This is a genomic window from Pseudomonas sp. PSB11 (genome assembly GCF_014596605.1).
GTDB lineage: Bacteria > Pseudomonadota > Gammaproteobacteria > Pseudomonadales > Pseudomonadaceae > Aquipseudomonas > Aquipseudomonas umsongensis.
In genome coordinates this window covers 33500-52094 of the sequence record NZ_NOIO01000005.1, presented here as the reverse complement: position 1 = coordinate 52094, position 18595 = coordinate 33500, and the positions used below count along the sequence as shown (strand labels likewise).

The following is an 18595-nucleotide window of genomic DNA, read 5'->3' as shown; positions in this document are numbered from 1 at the left end:
GAGTTCCACGCTTCGAATTGACTGTATTTGAGCTTCGAGGATATCTCGTGTGGCGTCTACTAGCAGAAATGATAGGTGAGGAGGATTCGGGTGTTTAGGTAAGATGATGAGCTTCGACCACCAATATCTTCAATGCAGTGTTAGTTCCTGATTTGGTGATTGAGCTTGTGTTGTTCTACGCTGAATTTCTTGATCTTGAGCTCTAGCTTTTTCAGTTGTTTCTGTCGAAGTGACCGATTGAGGCGCGGATTAGAATTTAGTTTTCTGGTTAGTTCTTCCCACTGTGTTCTCAACGCCTCCGTAGAAGTCGTTTGGAAGTCCGGATTTTTTACAAGTTCGTGGTACTCGATTTCATGCCTGTTCAGCTTGTCTGTGTATGATGTGCGCCTGGGATAGATGTTTGTGGTTTTATTGGCCGGTTGAGTAGTCTCGAGTGTGTGCGGAAACGGCTGCGCCGTACTGATAGGTGGTGACTGGTCGGATGGTAAGTTTGAGATTCCATTAATGGGATGAGTCGATAGTGAGCCACTTGCCACATGAGCTCGGCTTATGGTGGTAGATGTTGGTTTAATTTTATGAAGCGGTTTTTTGACGATGACCGCAGCGCTCTCCCAAGGTCGGAAGAAGCGAACATTTCCTGTTGGATCGTAATAATTTATCGGATCTCCCCCGCAGAACGCGTACGGATTAATCCCGCCCTGGCCAAAAGGGCTTAACTCATCCGGACTGTTAAAACGCATCAATACCGGATTAAAAAATCGATTGCCTTGGCCGAGTGGGTAGTGGCCCGTTGTAGCGTCAGGACACTCCCCGTTGAACCCGATCAATGCACTTGAACCACTAACGGGCGGATGATGACCATAGGCAGTATATGAAAGTTGCTGCGGATTATTGCTTGAGAGCGTTTTCAGCAGCGAATGCGCCTGGTCGGTTGCCAGCAGTGTGGTTTCGGTCAAACTGACTTCACGTCGATTCTGCGCCAATGGTTGGGCTTGATGGCGCAAGATTGTGCGTCGCATCCGCAGTCCCACCTCGGTAGCCAGATGGTCCTTCTGGTAGAAACGCTGTTCCATGGTGGCTTCCAGGAGCCCCACGCCCGTTAGCCTGTCCAGGGCGTCATAGGAATAGAGGCGCAAAACTTTCGGTGGTGAGACTGACATGACGAGGTCCGCGCTGGCGATTGAGTTTGTGCCAGCTTCGAAGATGTTCCCGGTGGTGTCTACTAGCACAGCTGATAGGTGAGGAGTCTTGACGCTCCAGCTGGCCTTATCGCGGGCAGCCTCGCTTGTAGGAGCGAGCCTGCTCGCGATGGCGTCATCCCAGGCGCTGAAAACGTTAAGGGCTGACGTGATACGGATTTCTCGGATCATGATTCCAGTCGAGAAACGGCTTGCCGTTCTCCATCGGGACCATCTCGATACAGTCCTGCACCGGGCAGGTAATCTGGCACAGGTTGCAGCCCACGCATTCATCCTCGATCACCTGGTACTTATGCGTGCCGTCCGCTTGCTTGATGCTGGCAACCGCCTGGTGCGAAGTGTCTTCGCAGGCGATGTGGCAGCGTCCACAACCGATGCACGCCTCCTGATCAATCTTCGCGATTACCTGATAGTTGATATCCAGGTACTTCCAGTCGGTGGTATTGCCCACCGCACGCCCCGAAAACTCGGCGATGTTGGCGTAACCTTGACTGTCCATCCAGCGCGACAGACCATCCTTCATCTCCTCGACTATCCGGAAGCCATGCAGCATTGCCGCCGTGCACACTTGCACCGAACCGCTGCCCAGCGCAATGAATTCGGCGGCATCGCGCCAGTTGCCGATGCCGCCAATGCCGCTGATCGGCAGGCCATGGGTCTGCGGGTCGCGGGCGATTTCGGCGACCATGTTCAAGGCGATCGGCTTGACCGCCGAGCCGCAATAGCCGCCATGGGTACTTTGGCTGCCGACAATGGGATTGGCGACCATGCGCTCCAGGTTGACGCTGGTGATCGAGTTGATCGTATTGATCAACGACACCGCATCCGCACCGCCACGGTGCGCCGCGCGGGCAGCTACGCGGATGTCGGTGATGTTCGGCGTCAGCTTGACGATCACCGGCAATGAGCAATAGGTCTTGCACCAGCGGGTGACCTGCTCGACGTATTCCGGGACTTGGCCGACCGCCGCGCCCATGCCGCGCTCGGGCATGCCGTGGGGGCAACCGAAGTTCAGCTCGATGCCGTCGGCACCCGTGGCTTCCACCAGCGGCAGGATGTGTTTCCAGGATTCTTCGACGCAGGGCACCATCAGCGAGACGATCAGCGCGCGGTCCGGCCAGTCCTTTTTGACCTGGGTGATTTCCCGCAGGTTGATCTCCAGCGAGCGATCGGTGATCAGTTCGATATTGTTAAAGCCCAGTACCTCCCGATTAGCCCCGAAGTGTGCCGAATAGCGCGAAGAAACGTTGACCGCTGCCGGGTCTTCCCCCAGGGTTTTCCAGACCACGCCACCCCAGCCGGCCTCGAAGGCGCGGACCACATTGTAGGCCTTGTCGGTCGGCGGTGCAGAGGCCAGCCAGAACGGGTTAGGGGACTTGATGCCAGCAAAGACAATCGACAGATCGGCCATTTATGCAGCCTCCACATTGAGCATCAGTTGAGCGTTGATCGCCTCGGCGGCGCGCTTGCCGTGCTGTACTGCCTGAACGGTGAGATCCTGGTCGAGGCTGGTGCAGTCGCCGCCGGCATACACGCCAGGAATACTGGTGCGCAGATGCTCGTCCACCTGGATGCGATCACCCTCACGCTTGAGTTCCCGGGCCAGCGGATCGCTGAGTGCGCTGCTGTCGAAGGCCTGGCCGATGGCCTTGAATATCGCGTCGGCAGCCAGCTCAAACGTTTCGCCAGTGGTTTGCAGGCGACCTTCAACCAGGTGGGTTCGAGCGAATCGCATGCCGCGCACCTGGCCCTTTTCATTGAGCAGGATTTCCTCCGGTTGGGCCCAGGTCAACAGGCGTACCTGATTGGCCTTGGCAATCTCCTGTTCATGGTGGGTGGCCCCCATGTCCTCGACACCACGGCGATACACCAGGTTGACGTCATGGGCGCCGAGCCGGGCCATCTGCACCGCCATGTCGATGGCGGTGTTGCCGGCGCCGAGCACGATGCAGTGGTCGGCCAGCGGCAGTTGGGTCAAATCGTCGGCCTGGCGCAGCTCGCGGATATAGTCGGTGGCGGCTACCAGGCCGGGCGCGTCTTCATGCAGTAGGCCAAGCTGTTTACTGGCCGCCAGGCCGAGGCCGAGGAACACCGCGTCAAATTGTTGATGCAGGTCGCTGAGGCTGAGGTTTTCCCCGAGTCTGTGCCCATGGCGGATTTCGATGCCGCCGATTTCCAACAGGAAGTCCAACTCCTTTTGTGCGTAATCGTCCACCAGTTTGTATTTGGCGATCCCGTATTCATTCAGGCCACCGGCCTTTTCCCTGGCCTCGAAAATCACCACGTCATGGCCGTGCATCGCACTGCGGTGGGCGCAGGACAACCCGGCGGGGCCGGCCCCGACCACGGCGATGCGCTTGCCGGTGGCGGCAGCGCGGGAGAATGGATGCTGGCTGAAATGCGCGTTGTCCACGGCATAACGTTGCAACAGGCCGATCAAGACCGGTGCGCACTCATGGGCGTTGTTGCGCACGCAGGCTTGCTGACAAAGAATCTCCGTCGGACAGACCCGGGCGCAACTGCCACCGAGGATGTTGGCTGAGAGGATTTTCTGCGCCGCGCCCTGTACGTTGTCCTGGTGAATGTTGCGGATGAACGAGGGAATATCTATTTCACTCGGGCAGGCATTCACGCAGGGTGCGTCGTAGCAATACAGGCAGCGCGAGGCCTCCAGATGGGCCTGGCGATCATTGAGTGGCGGCGCCAGGTCGGTGAAATGGCCGGCGAGGGCGGCCGCGTTCTCGCTGGGATGGGGGAGGTGGGTCAGGGTCTTGATCACGGTATGGGCCTCACGGTAATTGAGGTGCTGCCTCTGTTGGGCATTACTCAGTGCTACGCCATCCCCTGTAGGAGCTGCCGCAGGCTGCGATCTTTTGATCTTGATCTTGGAAGCAAAATCAAAAGATCGCAGCCTTCGGCAGCTCCTACAGGGTTCGCATTCCAGATGTGGGAGCGATCGAAGGCCTTGATTTCAGCGTTTGACCGCCACCGGCTGATTCAACTCGGCCCGCTTGCTCAGCAAATCGAACACCGCCGGGTAAGCCGGCCGTTCGATGTAGCGCCCGGCACCGCGCTCGGCCCGCAGATCGCCATCGGCCCAGACCACGCGCCCCTGGCTGATGGTGTGGCTCGGTACACCGCGAACGGTCTTGCCTTCGAAAATATTGAAGTCGACCTGCTGGTGATGGGTCTTGGCGGAAATTGTCCGCGTACCTTGCGGATCCCACAGCACCAGGTCGGCATCGGCACCGACACGGATTGCGCCTTTGCGGGGGTAGAGGTTGAAGATTTTCGCGGTGTTGGTAGAGGTCAGCGCCACGAATTGCTGCATCGAGAAACGCCCAGTGTTCACGCCTTCATCCCACAACACCGCCATGCGGTCTTCGATGCCGGCGGTGCCGTTGGGGATCTTGCTGAAGTCGTCTTTGCCGGCGGCTTTTTGCTCAGCGCAGAAGCAACAGTGATCGGTGGCGGTGGTGTGCAGGTTACCTGCCTGCAAACCGTGCCAAAGGGCCTCTTGATGACCGCGCGGGCGAAACGGCGGGCTCATCACGTAGCCGGCGGCGGTCTGCCAGTCCGGATGCTGGTAGACGCTGTCGTCCAGCAGCAGGTGCCCGGCCAGCACTTCGCCGTAGACCGGTTGACCCTTGGCGCGGGCATAGGTGATTTCGTCCAGCGCCTCTTTCGTCGATACATGCACCAGGTACAACGGCGTGCCGAGGGTTTCGGCAATGCGGATGGCGCGGCTGGCGGCTTCGCCTTCCACCTGCGACGGGCGCGACAGTGGATGCGCCTCCGGCCCCGTCATGCCCTGGGCCATGAGTTTGCGTTGCAGGTGATACACCAGCTCACCGTTTTCCGCGTGTACGGTCGGCACCGCGCCCAGTTCCAGGCAGCGCTCAAAACTCGCCACCAGGGTGTCGTCTGCCGCCATGATCGCGTTCTTGTAGGCCATGAAATGCTTGAAACTGTTGACCCCGTGATGAATCACCAGCTCGGCCATTTCTTCGCGGACCTGTTCGCTCCACCAGGTGATGGCGACGTGGAAGCCGTAGTCGGACGCCGACTTCTCGGCCCAGCTACGCCACTGATGGAAGGCCTCCATCAATGACTGCTGCGGATTGGGAATCACGAAGTCGATGATCGACGTGGTGCCACCGGCCAGGCCCGCCGCCGTGCCACTGAAAAAGTCTTCGCTGGCCACGGTGCCCATGAAGGGCAGTTGCATGTGGGTGTGGGGGTCGATGCCGCCGGGCATCAGGTACTGACCGCTGCCGTCGAGTATCTCGGCACCTGCTGGAACGTCGAGGTCTTCGCCGATGGCCTTGATCACGCCGTCTGCGCAATACACGTCGGCGCGATAACTTTCATCATGGGTAATAACGGTAGCGCCACGGATCAACAGAGACATTCCGAGTTCCTCGCAGGCATGACCGACTGATGCCGGTTCTAGATGTTTTATATGACGCCAGCGTTAACCGGATTATTCCTGTCATCGCTGTCAGGATTAAAAGCTAGTCTGAGTTATGGGAATGAGCAAGAATATTTTTTATAAGCTTATGACTGTTTTAACTATTTGATAAATAAAGTAAACATCCTATTTTCACCAAAATGGTGAGGCCGCTCACCATTTTGACGCACTTGACAGGATCTAAATATGGTCAAGATTTCTTATGTGAAATCAGCCGTTTGAGGATGGTCTATGGTTGATGCGCGACTGTGAGAAAAATATCGATGCACCAGATTGAGTCCTGACTGTTCGGACATTGGCGCAGATCGTTCCCAGTGGCGTGACAAGTCGCCGAGGGTTACCTGGTTGATCCAGTAAAACTGATAAACATCAGTTGTTTACAGAGTGTTTATGGAACTGCCCGATGCGCATGCGGGGCAACCGGCACGTTTATTGAAGCCGCCAGCCCCTGATGAGCAAAAATAATTCAAAGATCAGTGGAGCGGCCATGCAACAGATCAGATCGCAAGTGAACGAGCGCGACGGCTTGTTCGAGCTGGAAGCCGGTAGCGATGTCCTCGACAGTCCCCGTTACAACCACGACATCGCACCGACCAAGGTGCACGAACGAACCTGGAACAAATGGCACATCACGGCATTGTGGGTGGGCATGGCGATATGCGTGCCGACCTATACCCTGGGCGGAGTGCTGACGGCGTACTTCGGCCTGAGCGTCGGTGAAGCGCTGCTGGCGATTCTGTTCGCCAACATCATCGTATTGATCCCGCTTACGCTCAACGCGTTTCCCGGCACCAAGTACGGCATCCCGTTTCCGGTGTTGCTGCGTTCGTCCTTCGGCATCTTCGGCTCCAACATCCCGTGTCTGATCCGCGCCCTGGTGGCGTGTGGCTGGTTCGGCATCCAGACGATGTTCGGCGGCCTGGCAATCCATCTGTTCCTCGGTTCGGTGTTCGAGGGCTGGAAATCCCTTGGCGGCACTGGCGAGGTCATCGGCTTCATGGTGTTCTGGGCGCTGAACCTGTGGGTGGTGATTCGCGGCGCCGAGTCGATCAAATGGCTGGAAACCCTCTCGGCACCGCTGTTGGTGCTGGTGGGGGTGGGGTTGTTGGTGTGGGCCATGCCCAATGTATCGATGTCCGAGCTGCTGGCGATCCCGGCCAAGCGACCCGAAGGCGCGGGCGTGGCCAGTTACTTTGCGGCGGGGCTGACCGCGATGGTCGGCTTCTGGGCCACGCTGTCGCTGAACATACCCGACTTCAGCCGCTACGCGAAAAGCCAGAAAGACCAGATTGTCGGGCAGATCATTGGCCTGCCACTGACCATGTTCCTGTTTGCTTCCCTGGGCGTGGTGATGACCGCCGCCTCGGTGAAGCTGGTGGGTGTGACGGTGTCCGACCCGGTGACCCTGATCGGCCATATCCAAAGCCCGGTGTGGGTGGCGCTGGCCATGGCGCTGATCATCATCGCTACGCTGTCGACCAACACCGCAGCCAACATCGTGTCGCCCACCAACGATTTCCAGAACATCGCCCCCAAGGCGATCAACCGGACCAAGGCGGTCATGCTCACCGGGCTGGTCGGGCTGGCGCTGATGGCCCATGAACTGCTGAAAAAGCTCGGCCTGATCGTTTCCGACCTCAGCCTGGAAACGGTCTATTCCAACTGGTTGCTCGGCTATTCCAGCCTGCTGGGGCCGATTGCCGGGATCATGGTGGTGGACTATTTCCTGATCAAGAAACAGCAGCTGGATTTGGCCGGGCTGTACCGCGACGACGTGTATCCGGCATGGAACTGGAACGGTTTTCTAGCCTTCGGGGTGCCGGTGGTGTTGACGCTGCTGTCCTTGGGCAGTGACGTGTTCAGCTGGTTCTACAGCTATGGCTGGTTTACCGGCTCGGCCCTGGGTGGGGTGATTTATTACGGGCTATGCGCGATGCGCCCGAGCCCCGTGGTTGCCAAGTCAACCCTGTAATGATCGTTCCCGCGCTCTGCGTGGGAATGCAGCCCGGGACGCTCTGCGTCCCAAGCCTGGACGCAGAGCGTCCATGGATGAATTCCCACGCGGAGCGTGGGAACTATCAGATCCATACAGCCTCAGGAGATCCCCATGAACGCAGCCGTAGACGTTCTGCAGTCCACCCATCAGCACATCAACCGCGACCGTCTGTGGCAGTCGCTCATGGAGCTGGCCAAGCTCGGCGCCACGGTCAAGGGTGGCGTCTGTCGCCTGGCCCTGACCGACCTCGACCGCCAGGCCCGCGATACGTTCGTAAGGTGGTGCGAGGACGCCGGTTGCACCGTCAGTATCGACGCCGTCGGCAATATTTTCGCCCGTCGCCCGGGGCGCAACCCGGACCTGCCACCGGTGATGACCGGCAGTCACATCGACACCCAGCCCACGGGGGGCAAGTTCGATGGCTGTTTCGGCGTGCTCGCCGGCGTGGAAGTGCTGCGTACCCTCAATGACCTGGGCATCGAAACCGAAGCGCCGCTGGAAGTGGTGGTGTGGACCAACGAAGAAGGCTCGCGCTTTGCGCCGTGCATGATGGGCTCCGGCGTATTCGCCGAGAAGTTCACCCTGGAAGAAACCCTGGCCAAGGTCGATGCCGAGGGCGTGACGGTAGGCGAAGCGCTTAATGCCATTGGCTACGCGGGAACTCGCAGGGTCAGCGGCCACGCGGTGGGCGCCTATTTCGAGGCCCACATCGAACAAGGTCCGATTCTCGAAGACGAACGCAAAACCATCGGCGTGGTCATGGGCGCCCTCGGACAGAAATGGTTCGACCTGAAACTGCGTGGCGTCGAGGCCCACGCCGGCCCAACGCCGATGCACCTGCGCAAGGACGCCCTGGTCGGCGCGGCAGTGATTGTCGGTGCGGTCAACCGCGCGGCCCTCGGTCACCAGCCCCATGCCTGTGGCACCGTCGGTTGCCTGCAAGCCTACCCCGGCTCGCGCAACGTCATCCCGGGCGAGGTGCGCATGACCCTGGACTTCCGTCACCTGGAGCCGTCGCGACTGGACTCGATGATCGCCGAAGTGCGTGAAGTCATAGAAACCACTTGCGACGAACACGGCCTGACCTATGAGCTGATACCCACCGCCGACTTCCCACCGTTGTACTTCGACAAGGGCTGCGTCGAAGCGGTGCGCGGCGCGGCCCAAGGGCTGGGTCTGTCGCACATGGACATCGTCAGCGGCGCCGGGCACGACGCGATCTTCCTTGCCGAACTCGGGCCGGCCGGGATGATATTCGTGCCATGCGAAGGAGGTATCAGCCACAACGAAATCGAAAATGCCGCGCCGGATGACCTGGCGGCCGGGTGTGCGGTGCTGTTGCGGGCGATGCTGGCGGCTTCGGCGGCGGTGGCAAAGGGGGCTCCGGCTGCCTGAGATGCAATAGATCGCAGCCTGCGGCAGTTCCTGCAGGCTGCGATTGTTTGATCTTCAAACGGTTGCCGTATTTTCGAGCTTTTCACTGACCACAAGATCCGCATGATGAATCGGTTTGCCCCGATGCCTGAGCATCCCGCCTTGGCGTTGGTTCATCACCGCCGTCATTTCGGCGAGTATTGCCAGCGCCACGCTTTGCGGCGCATCGCCACCCAGGTCGAGGCCCATCGGGTAGTACAGTGCAGACGTGCTGGTGCCGATTTGCGCCAGCAGGCGTTCGGTACGTTCTTTGGGACCGAGTTGGCCGATGTAGGCGGGCGCGGCTTGCAGCGCCAGCCCGAGCCAATGGCGGTCCTGGCGGTAGCTGTGGGTCATTACCGCGACGGCGGCGCCATCGATCAGCGGGGCCAGGTCGAACGGGTTGTCGAGGCTGGCGAGGATAACTGCGTCGGCTTGCGGGAACCGTTCGGCGCGGGCGAAGTGGCTGCGGCTGTCGATCACACTGACGTGCCAGTCCAGCAACTTGGCCATGCGCACCAGCGGCTGTGCGTCGTGGCCGGCGCCGATAATCACCAGGCGGGGTGGCGGGGCGATGTACTCGAAAAATACTTCGACTTCACCACGGGCGTTGCTGTAGAGGCGTATCGAAGACTTCTTCTGCATCAGGGTCTTGTGCAGACCACGGCGCATGGCACTGTTCAGTTGCAGGTTGCGCAGGCTGCCCTCGGTATCCGACAGCAAACGGTCACCCACCCGTGCAGATGCATCGCGAGAGCTGGCAATCACGGTGGCCATGGCGGCCGGTAGTTGACTGTCGCGCACCCGTCGCAGCAGATCGATGGCTGGCGCAGGCGACTTTGCCCGAAGGCGTTCGAGCATGACGAATACCGTGCCGTTGCAACCCAGGCCAAAGGTCAGGGCGCTTTGCTCGTCGTCCTCGTCCTCGGTGGCGCCCGTGCTGTAGCGGCGCACCACCGGTTCACCGGAGTCTGTGAGCCACCAGGCTTTTTTCGCCAGGTCCTGCTCCAGGCAGCCGCCGCTGACGGTGCCAACGGTGCGGCCGTGTATGGGGATGAGCATCCGCGCACCGGGACGGCGGTAGGCCGAGCCTTCCACCTTGACCACGGTGGCGAGGATAGTTTCTTCGCCCTGGCGGGCGGCGGTGTCGATGGCTTGCAAGAGTTCATTGAGGCCGGACATGGAATCAGTTCCTGAATACGAAGGAGACCCTGTAGGAGCTGCCGCAGGCTGCGATCTTTTGACTTTGCTTTAAGATCTAGATCAAAAGATCGCAGCCTGCGGCAGCTCCTACAGGAATGCGGGGTGGTGGATCAGTCGTCGATGTTCATCAACTGCCGCACCCCATCCCACGCCTCGGCCCGCATCCGCTGCACATCCAGCCCCGCAATCACGCCGTTATCGACCACCACCCGACCGCCGACCAGGCTGTACTTCACTGCGATCGGCTCACCCGCCACCACTGGCGCGACCGCAATGTCGTGGAAACCGAAGAACCGCGGATGGTCGAGACCGTAGAGCACCAGGTCCGCCGCCTGGCCGATTTCCAGGGTGCCAACCGCCCCCAGCCCCAGCACCTGCGCACCCCCGGCCGTGCCCCAGTGAATGACGTCTTCGGCGGTGGTGGCCGAGGCGCCTTGCTGCGCCCGGTGAATCAGCCACGCGGTGTTCGCTTCGCCGACCATGCTGCCGGATTCGTTGGAGGCCACGCCATCCACCCCAAGGGAGATCGGCACCCCGGCCTCGAACATCTGCGGCACCGGCGCGACGCCGCTACCCAGGCGTGCATTGCTCACCGGGCAATGGGCAATGCCGGTGCCGGTTTGCGCGAGCATGCGGATTTCACCGGGCTGCATGTGCACCGCATGGGCGAACCACACGTCCGGGCCGAGCCATTCGTGTTCGGCGACGAACTCCACCGGCAGACAGTTGTATTTTTCACGGCAGAAATTCACGTAATTCTGTGTTTCAGACAGGTGCGTGTGCAGGCGCAAACCGAGGCCGCGGGCGGTGTGGGCCAGTTCGCGCAGCAGTGTCGGCGGCAACGAAAAAGTCGGGGTGGTCGGCGCGACCACGACCCGGCGCATGGCGTCCGGGGTGTCCTGGTGATAGCGGGATTTCAGTCGTTCGATGTCACCGACCATCTGGTCGAGGGTTTCCGGTTGCAGCGCGGTTTTCGAGAACCCCGGGTGGGCGCTGGCCGACTCCAGCGCGCCGCCCCGGCACAAAACGAAACGCAGGCCGAACTGATCGGCCATATCGAACAGCAGGTCACCGGTCTCGGTGGTGCCGTTGGCATGGTAGAGGTAATGGTGATCGGCGCAGGTCGTCACCCCCGACAGCAGCAGTTCGGCCATGCCCAGTTGTGCGGCGATCCGCGCCAGTTGCGGCGTGAAGCGATTCAGACGCGGGTAAGGCACGCTGGCCAGCCAGCCTTGCAGGTCCTGGTTCAGTCCTTCAGGGACGGCCTTGAGCAAGTTCTGGAACAGGTGATGGTGGGTGTTGATCCAGCCCGGATACACCACCGCGTGGCGCGCATCGATCAGCCGTTCGCCGGGTTGCACTTGAAGGCCTTCGGCCATTTCGGCGATGCGCCCGTTGACGACGCGGATGTCCACGGCGCCGGCCCGGGCGCGCGGGCCACGCAGGCCGGTCATTACTGCCTGCGGGTTCTTGATCAGGATGTTTTGCAGTTGAGTCATGGTCGGCTCCAGTCAGAGGCTGTGGGTGGCGGATTTGCTGGCGGCGGCATCAGGCACGCTGACGCCGTTGAGGGTGGCGTTGAGCAACACCGACACCAGGCAGGCGATCACCACGCTGCTGTGCAGGAAAGGCTGCGACCACTCGGGCAATTGCTTGAACAGGGCCGGGGCCAGCACCGGCACGAGGGCGGCGGCGAGGGTGAAGCCGACGATCAGCACGTTGTAGCGATTACGCTCGTAATCGACCTTGGCCAGGGTCTGGATCCCTGCTGCCGCGACCACGCCGAACATGGCGATCCCGGCACCGCCGAGCGCCGCAGTCGGCATTGAGGCAATGATCGCCCCGGCCTTGGGCACCAGCGCCACCGAGCACATGAGCAGGCCGCTGATGGCGACCACCCAGCGACTGCGCACACCGGTGAGGATCACCAGCCCGACGTTCTCCATGAAGGCAATGAACGGAAACGCCGCGAACATTCCGGCGATGGTGCTCGCCAGCCCATTGGCGCGCAGGCCGTTGATCACCTGTTTCTCCTCCACTGGTTTGTCGACGATGTCGCCGATGGCCACGAACAGCCCCATCGATTCGACCATCTGCACGATCATCACCACCACCATGGTGGCGATGGGGATCAGGCTGAAGGTCGGCAGGCCGAAGTAGAACGGGTAGGGCACGGTGAGCCACGGCGACTCCTGCACGCTGTGAAAACTGCCCATGCCCAGCCCGTAAGCCAGCGCCGCGCCCACCAGCATGCCCACCAGCACCGCCATGTTGCGCAGCATCGGGCTGCCGTACCGGTTGACCAGCAGGATGCTGAGCAACACCACCGCTGCGACGGCCAGGTACGTCGGCGCCCCGAAGTCGGTGGCATGCCGCCCGCCGCCGACCCATTCATAGGCGATCGGAAACAGCTGCAGGCCGATTACGGTGACGATGCAACCGGTGACCACCGGTGGAAAAAAGCGCCGTAATCGACCTACGAACGGTGCGATCAGCATGGTGAAAATCCCCGCGCCGATCACCGCTCCGCAGACCCCGGCGAACCCGACATCCGGGTTGGTGCCGATGGCGATTACCGGCCCGACGCTGCTGAACGCCACGCCCTGGAGAATTGGCAGGCGCACGCCGAATTTCCAGAAACCGACGGTTTGCAGCAGGGTGGCGATGCCCGAGCAGAACAGCGTGGTGCTGATCAGCACCACCGTGTCGGCCTGGGACATTTTCAGGGCGCTGGCGACAATCAACGGCACGGCAATGGCGCCGATGTACGAGACGGCCATGTGTTGCAGGCCGAGAGTGAGCATTTGCCGCACCGGCAGAACCCGGTCGACGGGGTGGATGGTGGGTGTTGCGGGGGTATTGGCTGACGACATGGGGAATCACCTCTAGCTGTTGTTATTCGGTACAGAGGGGTATTCGTTCTGATGCCCGTTCAACGGCACCTAATTCCTTGTAGGAGCTGGCTTGCCAGCGATAGCGGATTGTCAGTCGACAAAGAGGGTGACTGTTAAGCCGTCATCGCTGGCAAGCCAGCTCCTACAGGGTTTGGGTCGTTCTGAAAAATGGGCATCAGTCATTCATGTGCCCGGAACCGCCATCCACCGGCTCCGATGCCTTTTTTCAGCCTGCCAGGCAGGCGGCAAAGCCCTGGTTCAGGGCCGCGCGGTCCAGGTCGCGGCCGATGAACACAATCTTGCTGGAGCGCGGTTCGGCGCCCCATGCGGTGGAGGCACGGAACTCGACGAGGCTGTGCACCCCTTGCAGCACGTAGCGCTGGTCCTGATCGGCTACCGCCAGCACGCCCTTCATGCGATACAGGTTGTCGGCCTGCTCGTTGCGCAACTGTGTGATCCAACGATGGAAGTCGCCCAGGTTGACCGCCCCGTCCACGGTGATGCCCACCGACGACACGCTCGGATCATGGTCATGGTCGAGATCATCATGTTCGTAGTGATGGTCATCGGCGTGGTGATCGTGCTCGGCACCGATTTCCATGAGTTTCTGCGTGGACTCGAAGGCACCGATGCCAAGGATTTTCGACAGGTCGATTTCCGCGTAGCTGGAGGTCATCAGGTCCGCCGTAGCATTCAGGTTCCGAATCTTGCCGCTCAGGGACGCCACTTCATCCTCACTGACCAGATCGACCTTGTTGATCACGATGCGGTCGGCACAGACGATCTGGTCCACGGCCTGGTTGTCCACGCCGTCGAGTTGCAGGTCTTCCAGGTGCTGGGCGATGTGCCTGGCATCGACCATCGTGACAATGGCGTCGAGTTCCACTTCATCGGCGATCGGGTCATTGATGAAAAAGCTCTGGGCCACCGGGTAGGGGTCGGCCAGGCCACTGGTCTCGATCAGGATGTGATCGAGGCGCACCGGGCGCGCTACCAGTTCACGGACGATGCGCACCAGGTCTTCGCGAACCTCAGCGGTGCAGCATACGCAGCCGTTGACCATCTCGTAGATTTCTTCGGTTTCGGAACTGAGCACCAGGTCGCCGTCGATGCCGACCTCACCGAACTCATTCTCGATCACGGCGATCTTGCGGCCGTGGTTCTCCTTGAGGATGTAGTTGAGCAGGGTGGTTTTGCCGGCGCCGAGGAAGCCGGTGAGGATGGTCACCGGGATTTTGGTGTTGGGGCTTGGGGCGTTGAAGGGGGTGTTCATGTGAGGCTCCTTGAATAACTGATTGGAGTGCTTTCAACTGTGGGAGCGAGCCTGCTCGCGAATGCGGCGTTTCAATCAGCGAAGTTGGCGGCTGATTCACCGCTTTCGCGAGCAGGCTCGCTCCTACAGGGGTTTGTGGGTTCTCGCCAGCGCATTGCGGTGCCGGCGTCGAGGCCGAACAGGTCGAGGACGCGGCCGAGGCTGTGGTCGACCATTTGCGCCAGGTCTTGCGGGCGGGCGTAGAAGGCCGGAACAGGTGGGGCGATGATGCCGCCCATCTCGGTGACCGCCGTCATGTTGCGCAGGTGGGCGAGGGTCAGCGGGGTTTCCCGGGCCATCAGCACCAGCGTGCGGCGTTCCTTGAGCGTGACGTCGGCGGCCCGCCCGATCAGCCCTGAAGAGGTGCCGGTGGCGATTTGCGCCAGGGTGCGCATGGAACAGGGCGCGACCACCATGCCCAGGCAGCGGAACGAACCGCTGGCGATGCCGGCCGCTACGTCATCGGCGCGGTGGTAATGGCTGGCCAGCGCCGTGACGTCGGCCAGTTTGTAATCGGTTTCGTGGGCCATGGTCAGCAGCGCGGCGCGGCTGATGACCAGGTGGCTTTCAACGTCCAGCTCGGCGAGCAATTGCAGCAGGCGTACGCCGTAGATAAAACCCGACGCACCGCTGATGCCGACCACCATGCGCTGGCGGTTCATGATTGCAGGCCTGCGAGCAGTTGGCGGGCGCGGTCGACCGTATCCCGTTCAAGTTGCGCCTTGATCCCGTCGAAGCCTGAGCCGCGGGTAGCGTCCAGGCCCATGCGCGAGGTAGTGCCGTTGACGGACGATGACGGGTCCAGCGGGCTGCCAGGCAAGCCATCGATGACGAAGATGTCCTGGTGCGGCTGGAAGTGCGTGGCCAGCGCCCACAGCACTTGACTGTCGTCGCTGATATCGATGTCGCTGTCCACCGCGATCACGGTCTTCAGGTACGGGTCCCAGCCGAGCAGGGCCAGCATGATCTGTCGCGCTTCGCCGTCGCGGCTTTGCTCCAGCGCGACGTAGCAATGAAAATGGGTGCCCGAATTCGGGTAGTGCACCGCGGTGACGGCGGGGAAGCGCGCCTTGAGCTTTTCGCTCATCTCCGCTTCCCGGGGCAGTCGCGCCAGGGTCAGGTGTTCGGCGTAGCGGCCGCCGACCACGTCCACCAGCCAGGCGTCCTTGCGCCGCATCAGGGTATCGACCCGCAGTACATTGTTGGTCGAGCGATCCGAGGAGTAACCGCTGAACTCACCGAACGGACCTTCTTCGGCATAGGCCGTGGGATCGATCGCACCTTCGAGGACAAATTCTGCGCTGGCCGGGACGCCGATCCCGTAGCGCGGGGTCTTCACCAGCTCCAGCGGCGCGCCGAACAATCCGCCCGCCACGGCGCGCTCATCGCTGCCGAACGGCAAGCGTGCGGCCGCCGCGAGCATGAACAAAGGGTGCGCGCCGACCACCATGGCCACGCGCAATTCTTCGCCACGCTCGCGGGCGGTTTGCAGCATGCGCCACAGATGGCCCCGTGAGTGCAGGCTGGTGGCGAGGGTCTGCCGGGCGTGGCGCATCGAGCGGTGGTAGCTCATGTTGGCGATGCCGCTGAGCGGGTCCTCGGCAATGATGATCGCGTTGGTGATGTAGGGACCGCGATCACTGGCGAAATGCTTGAGCATCGGCAACAGCGCCAGGTCCACGGCTTCGCCTTCGTAGATCTCGTCCAGCACCGGGCCGCTTTCCACGTAGCGCGGGGCGATGGGGTTGTTGGCGCGTTGCTGGAACGTCTCGTGCAGTTGCGCCGGGGCAACGCCGAACAGTCGTGCGATACGGGTGCGGGAGGCAAACAGGTTGGTGGCCACTGGCACGCCGAAGTTGCCGACTTTTTCGCAAATCAACAGCGGATCGCGGCCCTGGTTGGCCAGGGCATCGACCAGGGCGGTGACGTCCTGATCGGCTGAAAGGGAATGCTGGACGGTGAGCACATCGTCCGGGTATTGCCGGCGATAGGCGTCTAGAAAAACATGAAAATCCTGGGTATCGCCGAGCGTCGAGAGGGTCATGGTTTCACCTCGGAAAATCGTTACGGTCCCCCGTAGGAGCCGGCTTGCTGGCGATAGCGCCGGGTCATTCAACGACGATGTTGACTGATAAACCGCTATCGCCAGCAAGCCGGCTCCTACAGGGGAGGCAGCGTTACAGATACGTCGTGGTCAGGCGAATGTCCGCCTCGGCCAGGTCCTTGGGTGGCGGCGTCGGTTCGATGCCGCACAACCGGGCGATGTTGTTGCCCAGGTAATCCTCAAGGTGGTCCTCGTCGATGCCCAGGCCTTGTGGTGCGGGCGAGCACAGCACCTCAAGCTCGCGCAGCCACATGCCCGGCTCGTTCGGCGGCGAGTCGGTGCCGAACACGATCTTGTTGCGTGGCAGGTCCTTGGCGAACTCGACAATCCGCGACTGGAAGCACCAGCCCGATTCGCAGTACACGTTCGGCGTGTCCATGGCCATCCAGAACGCTTCGAACGAGTAGTTGCCGCCGGTCTGGATACCGAAGTGGCCAATGATGAAATTGACCATCGGGAACTCACGGATGATCGGGTAGAACATGGTTGGAATGGTGTACGGGCCGTCACCGGTGTGGATCAGCACCACGATGTTGTACTTGGCACACACCTTCATTGCCGGACGCAGCCAGTCCAGCGCCCGGTCCGGGCGATAACCGTGCATGTTGGCGTGCAGCTTGAGCATCTTGAAGCCGTATTCCTTGATGTGGAATTCCAGCTCCGCCGCACCGTTTTCCGGCCCCCAGCGCGGGTTGAAGTTGAAATTGCCGATGAAACGGTCGGGGTATTTCACGCACAGTTCGGCGACGTAGGACATGTAGTCCCGCACACCCTCGCGGCCACGGCGGTTGCCGTCGCGGTAGCCGGTGTTGCCCGGCGGTGGCTGGATGAAACCCATGTCGATGCGGCGCGGCTTGCCGTTGATCATGTACGGGCCGTCCATCAGCTTGAGCATGCGCTCGCCGGTGAAGGGTTCGCCGGTGTGGCGCCAGGCCTCGTCGACCAGGTTGGTGGGGTGCAGATGGGTATCGATGATCATCGGTTCAGCTCCTGGCCAGTTGCGTGGTGACGGGACGCTTGAGTTGCGCCTCTGCTTCGGAAACGGAGCGCGGCGGCGGTGTCGGTTCGAGGCCGATCATCCGTGCGGTGTTGTTGCCCAGGTACGCTTCGAGGGTGTCTTCGTCGAGGTTCAGGCCTTGCGGCGGTTCGTGGCACAGCACTTCCAGCAGGCGCAGCCACATGCCCGGTTCGTTCGGCGGCGTATCGGTACCGAAGAGAATCTTGTGGGTGGGCAAGACCTTGGCAAACTCGACGATCCGCGATTGCAGGCACCAACCCGATTCGCAGTAGACGTTGGGCAACTCCATCGCCCATTGCATCGGTTCGAACACGTAGACGCCACCGGTCTGCACGCCGAAGTGAGCCATGATGAAATCGACGTTGGGAAACTCCTTGATCATCGGCACCCATTCCGACGGGATGCTGTACGGCCCGTCGCCGGTGTGCAGCTTGACCGGGATGCCCAGCTCGGCACACTTCTCGAAGGCCGGGCGCACCCAGTCCAGGGCGCGGTCGGGACGGTAGGCGTGCATGTTGGCCTGCATCTGGACCATCTTGAAGCCGTGTTCCTTGACGTAGCGCTCGATGGCCTCGACGCCGTTCTCCACGCCGCAGCGCGGGTTGTAGACGAAGCAACCGATGAAGCGATCCGGGTAGGTCTGGACCATTTTCAGCGTGTAGGCCATGTAGGCGTCGATGGATTCGCGCCCGCTGAGTTCACCGTCGGTCCAGGTGTAGATGGTGTTGCCCTGCGGGGGCTGGATGAAGGCTTTGTCGATGCGGCGAGGTTTGCCGTTGACCATGTACGGGCCATCCATCATCTGCAGCAGACGCTCGCCGGTGAACGGGTCACCGTCATGCCTCCAGGCGAGGTCCACCAGATCGGTGGGATAGCAACTGATATCGATGATCATTGAAGTCGATCTCCTGATAGCGGGGAAAGGAACCTTGCGGTTCGCTAGCAGCCACGTCCGGGCAATCGGCCATTTCTATGCGCAAAGACT

General features: G+C 61.2%; 14 protein-coding genes. 2 read left to right on the top strand and 12 right to left on the bottom strand.

Annotated features, from left to right (window positions below; genetic code table 11):
• Positions 1-140 precede the first annotated feature (140 nt).
• The 4 genes from CGA21_RS08420 to hydA form a co-directional block, all read right to left on the bottom strand.
• On the bottom strand, positions 141-1370 hold the full coding sequence (locus tag CGA21_RS08420; RefSeq protein WP_223194072.1) for an RHS repeat-associated core domain-containing protein: 1230 nt from the start codon (positions 1368-1370) through the stop codon (positions 141-143).
• Entirely contained in the window at positions 1336-2610 is a 1275-nt protein-coding gene (preA, locus tag CGA21_RS08415) for an NAD-dependent dihydropyrimidine dehydrogenase subunit PreA (RefSeq protein WP_110752016.1), read from the bottom strand. Before preA ends, CGA21_RS08420 begins: the two co-directional genes overlap by 35 nt.
• A complete protein-coding gene (locus tag CGA21_RS08410) occupies positions 2611-3978 on the bottom strand; it encodes an NAD(P)-dependent oxidoreductase (protein ID WP_110752018.1) in 1368 nt (455 codons plus the stop codon). It abuts the gene before it with no gap.
• A gap of 192 nt (positions 3979-4170) precedes the next feature.
• Complete coding sequence (gene hydA / locus CGA21_RS08405) at positions 4171-5610, bottom strand: dihydropyrimidinase (protein ID WP_188263973.1); 1440 nt, start codon at positions 5608-5610, stop codon at positions 4171-4173.
• Between the two features lie 547 nt (positions 5611-6157).
• Here hydA and CGA21_RS08400 point away from each other — a divergent pair.
• On the top strand, positions 6158-7642 hold the full coding sequence (locus CGA21_RS08400) for an NCS1 family nucleobase:cation symporter-1 (RefSeq protein WP_110752022.1): 1485 nt from the start codon (positions 6158-6160) through the stop codon (positions 7640-7642).
• 135 nt (positions 7643-7777) lie between these two features.
• Entirely contained in the window at positions 7778-9061 is a 1284-nt protein-coding gene (locus CGA21_RS08395) for a Zn-dependent hydrolase (protein ID WP_110752024.1), read from the top strand.
• A gap of 54 nt (positions 9062-9115) precedes the next feature.
• Here CGA21_RS08395 and CGA21_RS08390 read toward each other — a convergent pair whose 3' ends face one another.
• From CGA21_RS08390 to CGA21_RS08355, 8 genes are all read right to left on the bottom strand, one after another.
• Positions 9116-10261 carry an XdhC family protein gene (locus CGA21_RS08390; RefSeq protein ID WP_188263972.1) on the bottom strand — a complete coding sequence of 382 codons (1146 nt, stop codon included), beginning with the start codon at positions 10259-10261 and terminating at the stop codon, positions 9116-9118.
• A 131-nt stretch (positions 10262-10392) separates the two neighbouring features.
• On the bottom strand, positions 10393-11781 hold the full coding sequence (locus CGA21_RS08385; protein ID WP_188263971.1) for an amidohydrolase family protein: 1389 nt from the start codon (positions 11779-11781) through the stop codon (positions 10393-10395).
• 12 nt (positions 11782-11793) lie between these two features.
• Positions 11794-13155 carry a nucleobase:cation symporter-2 family protein gene (locus CGA21_RS08380; RefSeq protein WP_188263970.1) on the bottom strand — a complete coding sequence of 454 codons (1362 nt, stop codon included), beginning with the start codon at positions 13153-13155 and terminating at the stop codon, positions 11794-11796.
• A gap of 247 nt (positions 13156-13402) precedes the next feature.
• Positions 13403-14449, bottom strand: a complete 1047-nt coding sequence (locus CGA21_RS08375) for a CobW family GTP-binding protein (protein WP_110752032.1) — start codon at positions 14447-14449, stop codon at positions 13403-13405.
• Between the two features lie 71 nt (positions 14450-14520).
• Positions 14521-15150, bottom strand: a complete 630-nt coding sequence (locus tag CGA21_RS08370; protein ID WP_110752034.1) for a UbiX family flavin prenyltransferase — start codon at positions 15148-15150, stop codon at positions 14521-14523.
• Positions 15147-16532, bottom strand: coding sequence for a UbiD family decarboxylase (locus CGA21_RS08365; RefSeq protein WP_188263969.1), 1386 nt, complete (start codon positions 16530-16532; stop codon positions 15147-15149). The genes CGA21_RS08370 and CGA21_RS08365 overlap by 4 nt, the downstream gene beginning before the upstream one ends.
• A gap of 133 nt (positions 16533-16665) precedes the next feature.
• Positions 16666-17571: an amidohydrolase family protein gene (locus tag CGA21_RS08360; RefSeq protein WP_008059304.1), complete on the bottom strand. Its 906-nt coding sequence runs from the start codon at positions 17569-17571 to the stop codon at positions 16666-16668.
• A gap of 4 nt (positions 17572-17575) precedes the next feature.
• Positions 17576-18505: an amidohydrolase family protein gene (locus tag CGA21_RS08355; protein ID WP_110752037.1), complete on the bottom strand. Its 930-nt coding sequence runs from the start codon at positions 18503-18505 to the stop codon at positions 17576-17578.
• Between the last annotated feature and the right edge of the window lie 90 nt (positions 18506-18595).